Origin of the sequence: Leptospira noguchii serovar Panama str. CZ214 (genome assembly GCF_000306255.2) — a bacterium.
GTDB classification, from domain to species: Bacteria; Spirochaetota; Leptospiria; order Leptospirales; family Leptospiraceae; genus Leptospira; species Leptospira noguchii.
This window is the reverse complement of the sequence record NZ_AKWY02000026.1, coordinates 200,593-207,372: the sequence shown is the minus strand read 5'-3', so window position 1 is coordinate 207,372 and position 6,780 is coordinate 200,593. Positions and strand designations below refer to the sequence as shown.

Annotated in this window: 4 protein-coding genes and 1 pseudogene; 4 read left to right on the top strand and 1 reads right to left on the bottom strand. The window is 34.2% G+C overall.

Annotated elements, in window-relative coordinates; all coding sequences use genetic code 11:
- Positions 1–669: 669 nt before the first annotated feature.
- Entirely contained in the window at positions 670–1,437 is a 768-nt protein-coding gene (locus tag LEP1GSC059_RS15605) for an SDR family oxidoreductase (protein WP_017214092.1), read from the bottom strand.
- 162 nt (positions 1,438–1,599) lie between these two features.
- Between LEP1GSC059_RS15605 and LEP1GSC059_RS15600 the strand changes: the two genes are divergently transcribed.
- The 4 genes and pseudogenes from LEP1GSC059_RS15600 to LEP1GSC059_RS15585 all read left to right on the top strand — a co-directional run bounded on the left by LEP1GSC059_RS15600 (position 1,600) and on the right by LEP1GSC059_RS15585 (position 6,373).
- Positions 1,600–2,307 (top strand): alpha/beta hydrolase, encoded by a 708-nt coding sequence (locus LEP1GSC059_RS15600; protein ID WP_017214091.1) that lies wholly within the window; start codon positions 1,600–1,602, stop codon positions 2,305–2,307.
- Positions 2,304–2,978: a hypothetical protein gene (locus tag LEP1GSC059_RS15595; protein ID WP_002152821.1), complete on the top strand. Its 675-nt coding sequence runs from the start codon at positions 2,304–2,306 to the stop codon at positions 2,976–2,978. Before LEP1GSC059_RS15600 ends, LEP1GSC059_RS15595 begins: the two co-directional genes overlap by 4 nt.
- Positions 2,979–3,131: 153 nt before the next feature.
- Positions 3,132–3,743: a flagellar basal body rod protein FlgC gene (locus tag LEP1GSC059_RS15590; RefSeq protein WP_017214090.1), complete on the top strand. Its 612-nt coding sequence runs from the start codon at positions 3,132–3,134 to the stop codon at positions 3,741–3,743.
- Positions 3,744–4,456: 713 nt separating this feature from the next.
- Positions 4,457–6,373 (top strand): annotated as a pseudogene (locus LEP1GSC059_RS15585) (DUF1561 domain-containing protein).
- Positions 6,374–6,780 lie beyond the last annotated feature (407 nt).

Sequence of the window (6,780 nt, the reverse complement as noted above, 5' to 3'; positions counted from 1 at the left end):
GAATCCACAAATTTTCTTTCATTTCATAAACCTCTCTTCATTAGGGTTTACGAAAATCCAACATACGATGTGCCAGGTTTTAAATAGAAAATCGACCTTCAATTTACATTCCGTTTTCGAAATAACCCCAAAAGATATATAAACTAAAGTGAATGATCTACATTGAAGTTTTCTTAAAAAATGGACAAAGTCCCAGAATTGAACGGTTTTAGGACTAATTTCTTTGAATGGAGAGATTCGAGATTTCAAATTTAGCCTTGAATGTGGGAACTCACACTTTTCGGAAAGATTTTTAAGCAAAACTTTAGAAAATAATTTTGGCGACCAAACATTCGCTTCAAACACGTTACACAGAAAACCTCACAGTCTGCAACGAAATCTAAATTTGTAAGAGTTCTCTCAATCATTTTGCAAGAAAACGAAAGCGGCATGTGCCAAAACTGAATAATTTTATCATAAAAATCAAACGGTTCGAACTTAAATCCGCGCTCGGAAAAACTAAAACGAAGCAGTTCCTGCATTCATACTATTTTAGAAAAATATAATATATTTTAAAAACCGGGAGTTATGAAAAAATCGGATCGTTGAATTTCGGAGGTCGCTTTAGACAAATTCAAAAAGTTTCAATTTGCGGAGAATCGAACTCCTCTCCGCGAGAATTTGTGAGAATTACATACCGATCGCGGCACCACCATCGACTCTTAAATAAGTTCCAGTAATATAATTGGATTGATCACTTAAGAAAAACTTCACGGCATTTGCAATCTCTTGTTGTGTGCCAGGTCTTCTAAGAGGAATGACAGAAGGATCAGTCAGTTTCTTTTGAACCTCTTCCGGCAAAGATGCAGTCATATCAGTTTGAACGTAACCGGGACAAACCGCGTTGACTAGAACGTTTCTTCCTGCAAATTCTCTTGCAGCAACTTTTGTCAATGCGATCACTCCCGCTTTCGAAGAAGAATAATTGGCTTGTCCCGGCTGTCCCGTAAGACCGGAAACGGAAGAGATGTTTACGATTCTTCCAGACTCAGCTTTGAGAAGAAGTTTAGAAGCATACTTAGTCATCAAAAAGACACCTTTTAAGTTTACACCTAAAACGAAGTCAAATTCTTGTTCAGACATACGTATAAAAAGATTATCTTTAAGGACTCCAGCATTGTTTACGAGGAAGTCTAGTTTTCCAAATTTTTCTTTTACTCCGGCAATTACAGAATCACAATCTTCCGATTTAGTAACATTACAAGAAAGTCCTAAAGTTTTTACTCCAAATTCTTTGGCTACTTCAGCCGCCCCTTGTTCTATCTGTTCTTTGTTGAGATCGACTAGTACTATGTCGCCTCCTTCTTTAGCGATTGTATTTGCGATCGCTCTTCCGAGACCGCGAGGAGACGCCGCTCCGGTAACGAGTGCTACTTTTCCTTCGAACTGTTTAGACATGATTTCCCTCAAATCGAGATTCTAATTGGCTTTCCATTTCCGTAAGAGAAATAGAATTGCCAAGTTAAAAACTTTCTTTCGAATTTCCTTTACCTTCTAAAATTAAAAATATAAATTCGTTTCTATAAATATTCATTCATTTTGTTTTTGGAGAATTTAAACATGCAATCTTCTTACAACCGACCTTTGGAAATGGTAGGACCGATCGAAGCGGTTCATATCCCTGGAAATCCAGAAGCATACACTATAATTTTATTTCATGGTTACGGAGCAAATGCGTACGACCTTTCTCCTCTTAGCGCGTATTTAGATCTTCCAGATGGAACCAATTGGTTGTTTCCAAATGGAGTTTTGGAAATTCCAGTAATGCCTGGTTATAACGGAAGGGCTTGGTTTCCAATCGACATGGAAGCTTTACAAAAGGCAATGATGACCGGAGGTTATCGGGATTTTTCGGATCGTTATCCAGCAGGTTTGGAAAGCGCAAGAGAAAAAGCAATGGAGATGATTCGTACGTTAGGGGTTCCTATGAACAAGATCATCTTGGGAGGTTTTAGCCAAGGTGCGATGCTTGCGACTGATATAACTCTTCATTCCGAAATTGCTCCAGCAGGTCTTATGATTTTATCTGGAACTCTCATCAGTGAAACGGACTGGAAGAGACTCGCAGAAAAAAAGAAGGATTATCGTTTTTTTCAAAGTCACGGTAGAATGGATCCGGTGTTAGGTTATCCGGCTTCTAAAAAGTTAGAACAACTTTTAATTGAAGCTGGATGGAAAGGAGAAATGATCGCTTTTCAGGGTGGACATGAAATTCCAGACGTCGTACTTAAGGGAATGAACCTGTATCTCAGGAACATTACCGGATGACAAAACTCATAGAAAAATACATTGCTTTAAAAAACAAATATCGGAACTACGATACCAAGGAAGCTCTGAAAAGAATGCAGGCCTTTCGAATCGTCTTAAAGGAGTTAGGTGAAAAAGGATTTCATACTGGAGTAGAAATCTTAGGTTCGATCAACTTTGGAATTGTAGAAACCGCGTCCGACATAGATTGTATTCTTCTCCATTTTTGCGATCTTCATAAAGATGTAGAATGTCCAGAATACTGTCCCAATTTTCTTTTTGAAACAGAAGAAATTAAAACCTCTCTTCGTAAACGTTTAAACGACGAAAATTTACAAGTAGAGTTTTTAGATTGTATCAATCTAAGAATGGTGGAAAAAGCCATGGAACAAAAAGAGAATTTGAAAAACAGCGATCTTCTGAAACGACTTATGTTTTATAGAACCATCGGAAGACCAGTAAATCGTCCTTTGTTTATTCCTTACTGCGAAAAGTTAGAAGAGAACGAAGAATTTATACAAGAAATTTTAGACTGGGGCTCGGAAGCTTTAGAAGATTATTTAAAAACTTCTAGGCATAGATTTTCATTCAGTAAGTATAATGAAAGAATTGAAAGTTCCGGACTTCAACTTCCACCCGGACTTAAGGAAGAATTAAAAAGTTATCTGGACGAGGTTCCGGAAAACAACTAACTAGTTCGCAAAATAAGATTATGAGAAATTTATTATATACCAATTCCCGATTATTTGAGAAATTCATAATATTATTAATAGAGTTGTTGAAAAATTCCATAATTCAGATCAAAAAACTGCTTTAATTTACCGTTTCCATGAAACAGAAACTGATTGAGAATTAATTTTTCAACAACTCTAATATCTATATTTGTTTTTAATTGTAGCATCCGCCCTCAAAATATAAGAATTCTTGTTGATCGAGCTCAAAAACCTTTTGTAGAAGATTTTCTAAGTAAATCCAATGTTCAATTCTCTGGCACAAATTCTGCAATACTTTTCACAAACAATATCTATAATATTCATAAATTAGAATATTTTTTAATAATTCAGATGGTACGCATAGAACAAAATTATAAAAATCTTTTAAATGTAAATACAATATCCTATAAAAAAAGAACTATACAATTACAAGAAGATGGCTCTTATTTAATTTCCGAAAACCCTAATCAAAGATATTTATTTGAACCTACACATCCCGATTCGATTAGGACCGGAAACGCCAAAGGTTACATCACATATCCAGACATAAACGTTTCTGAAGAACTTTACAATTTAAAGAGTAATATTTTATTATATAATCTTATAGCATCACTCATAAGCAAGGAGAACAACATTTCCATCCCAAAAGAATCTTTTGATCATTATATAAAATTATTAAACTATTCCAATGGAATTAATTTCAATAGTTTAATTTTGCGATCAATAGAGTTATTAAAAAATTAACTCTTCATCAATTTCTGTTTTATAAAAACGGTCAATTGAAGCAATTTTGTTGATCACACTATGGAATTTTTCAACAATTCTAATATAAATAAGAACCAAAGAATAAATCTTACAATCGCAGAAAATTCAGTTTTCACATATATTTTTTACCAATCAGACAGATGAAAATAAAACTATATTAAGTTTGTTTAAAAACTTAAAATGTAGAATCTTTTCAAAAAAATGAACGATCTGGATAAAACACAATTTTTAAAAACTTCTACATTTTTGCAAAATCGACCATTAATCTTGGTACTATTTTCATACGTTCGAATAACAAAACTAAATCGACCTCAAAAACTTTAAAAAATACGGATTAAGAATTTAATTATAATTCAAATTTAAGCCCAAAATAAACCAATTATCATTTTTATTCATTAGAATATTGGAGTTGTTGAAAAATTCCATAGTTCAGATTAACAAAACTGTTTTAATAAAACAGGAACAGATAGAGAATTAATTTTTCAACAACTCTATTTTAACAAAAGACTGAAAACATAAGCTTCACAAACTATAGAGAGACAATATAAAAATAAAATTCTAAAATATAGAATTCATATTTTCAGAGATTTTCCTTATTAAAATAATATTATAACATTATGATATGTATAATTTTTATTTCTAGAAAATATTGATCTATAATTCAATTTTATGAAAGAGAGGGAAAATTGAAAATGCGCAATTGGAAAGTGTTAATTATAATTTTTTTAGTCTCGGTTGGAACTATTTTAGAATACGGTATAAATTATACATTTGTACATGCTTCATCATCGAAGGTTAATTATTCGATCATTCAAAAACCTACCGATAAACCAAAAGATAAACCGATCAAGATCCTTGTTCATGATGGAGGGGAATTTTGTTACGGTCCCATTTTTAGCGGAGGTGAAAGTTACATTGTAATTGAACAATGCTGAGAACGACACGTTATGAATGCAAGATACGATGTGTTTCAGAGAATTTCTTATTATATTGAAGACACTTGGTTATGTATTACTGCTCCAGAAAAAGTAATTAGAGGGGAAGAAAACTGGAACTATGTAAACCTCAGACCTTGTACAATCAATGATCCTCTGCAAAGATGGATCGTAAAAGAGAATTCTTTTTGGACCGCAGATGGACGTTACCGTTTAAAAGATACAAATTGGTATGGTTATATCTCTAGAAACTCTGGAGATAAATATAATCATACATTAGATTCTTCTATGAATGATTGGATTAAAACAATAGCCACTCCTGGAAACATCAGTATTCAAACTTCCATTGCTTGGGATTTGCAAACTACTCAAGGAAATGAACGTTACTTTGTTCGTTGGGGAGGTTCGGATAAAAACACTACTCCTCTCTATTACAATCCTGAAAGTGGACATCTTGCTCAGTATGATCCAGTAAGTGGCTCTCTCTATTGTATGTATTCTCAAGTGGGAAAATCGGATTGGAATTGGGTGAAGTGGGCATTGTGTAGTGACGCAGCGATCAGTAAGGATAATCCAGCTTTTTGGAATGTATTTTTTGAAACGGATAAAGGAGGGATGATCACAGACTACAAAGGCAATGCACTCAGAGTTACCAGATACGGATCCAATTGGGGAGTTGCTTATGCAGTCAAACCTTCTTATTTAGAAAAAGATACTACCAATAGTCCTACTTCTTTGTTTGTTGTTGATAAAGATTTACTGGATTGGACACGTTATACAGCTTCTAATCTTGGAAAAACAGGACAGTATTGCCCAGCTGGTAAAAAAGAAAGCCTCGCCCATAAAAGAGTAAAAAGAACCTTACCTTCTGACTTTCAGTTAACCGAGGATTGGATTCGAAGACTTTATGCAATAGCTACTTCAGTTTCCGCTGAATCTGAGACTCGAGTAAGTGGAATATGTGGTCCTTGTGCTCTTCATAGCCTTCAGATGTTGGCAGAACTTCAAGAATATCATTCTCAAGAACCTCTTCAGAGTGGAGGTTATTTCTTTGATACAGCCCCTAATACAGATCCTTTTATTTCGTTTAGACAACGTTATCCGCATTTGGAAAGACTATTAGAAGATGTACCTAAAAAGTATGCCCCTTATCCTCTCTATTCCACGCTAAGTTTTCTATCATTTGCATCCATTGATAATTTGTTGCCTCAGTATTTTTGGTCTGTTTCTACTGAATTCACGAATCGGGCCGAGATTCTTGCCCACATTAGTTCACTTATCAATTCCCCTCCTGGAAGCATCTGGTGGGGAGTAATGGATAGACAGCGTCCTGATGGAACTATAGTAGGACATGCAGTTCCAATTCTTAGAATTTCTCAAGGATTAGTAGTAATTCCAACTAACACACGTTTGTGGACATTAGAAGAATTCAGAAGATCTTTAACGCCCACCACAGACTTGTCCCAAGTAGTTGCACATCTGGAAGGATCAGACACACTTACAAGATTTATATCGGTACAATCACTGGGTAATCTCACAATGAATATGTTTGATTCCATGATTTCTAACAGAAATTGCACTGGAGAAGGAGAAGATAGAAGAGGTTCTGGAGAATATCCAACCAGCACATCTGTAAATCAGTGCCCAAGCGGCAGATGCGCAATGCCATTTTAAATCGATGATCACAATCAATAAAATTCATTAGAGTTGTTGAAAAATTTCATACAAAACTACTTCAATCGACCGTTTCCATGAAACGAAAACTGATGAAGAATTAATTTTTCAACAACTCCTATTTTATAAAGATTTTTATAGGTTATAAAGGGACGTTCGAAAATAATTCTATATTGAGTTTGTTTTGAAACTTAAACTGTGAAACCTACTTCCAAAAAGCCAATAATTCCAGGTTAGATGCAATTTTTTGAGAACTTCTGTATTTTTGTAAAACTGACAGTTAATTTTTGATACTAGTCATAAAAAGATTTCCGTTTTTTGAATACAATGATACGCTTCTAAAACGGATTAAATATGGCTGACAAATCTAAAAACCTATTTTGCAAAAGTAAAAAAACTTACAACAC

Bases quoted from the DNA above. Each gene is read 5' to 3' on its own strand.
- LEP1GSC059_RS15595 (WP_002152821.1), top strand. From the start codon at position 2,304: ATGACAAAACTCATAGAAAAATACATTGCTTTAAAAAACAAATATCGG.
- LEP1GSC059_RS15600 (WP_017214091.1), top strand. From the start codon at position 1,600: ATGCAATCTTCTTACAACCGACCTTTGGAAATGGTAGGACCGATCGAA.
- LEP1GSC059_RS15605 (WP_017214092.1), bottom strand. From the start codon at position 1,437: ATGTCTAAACAGTTCGAAGGAAAAGTAGCACTCGTTACCGGAGCGGCG.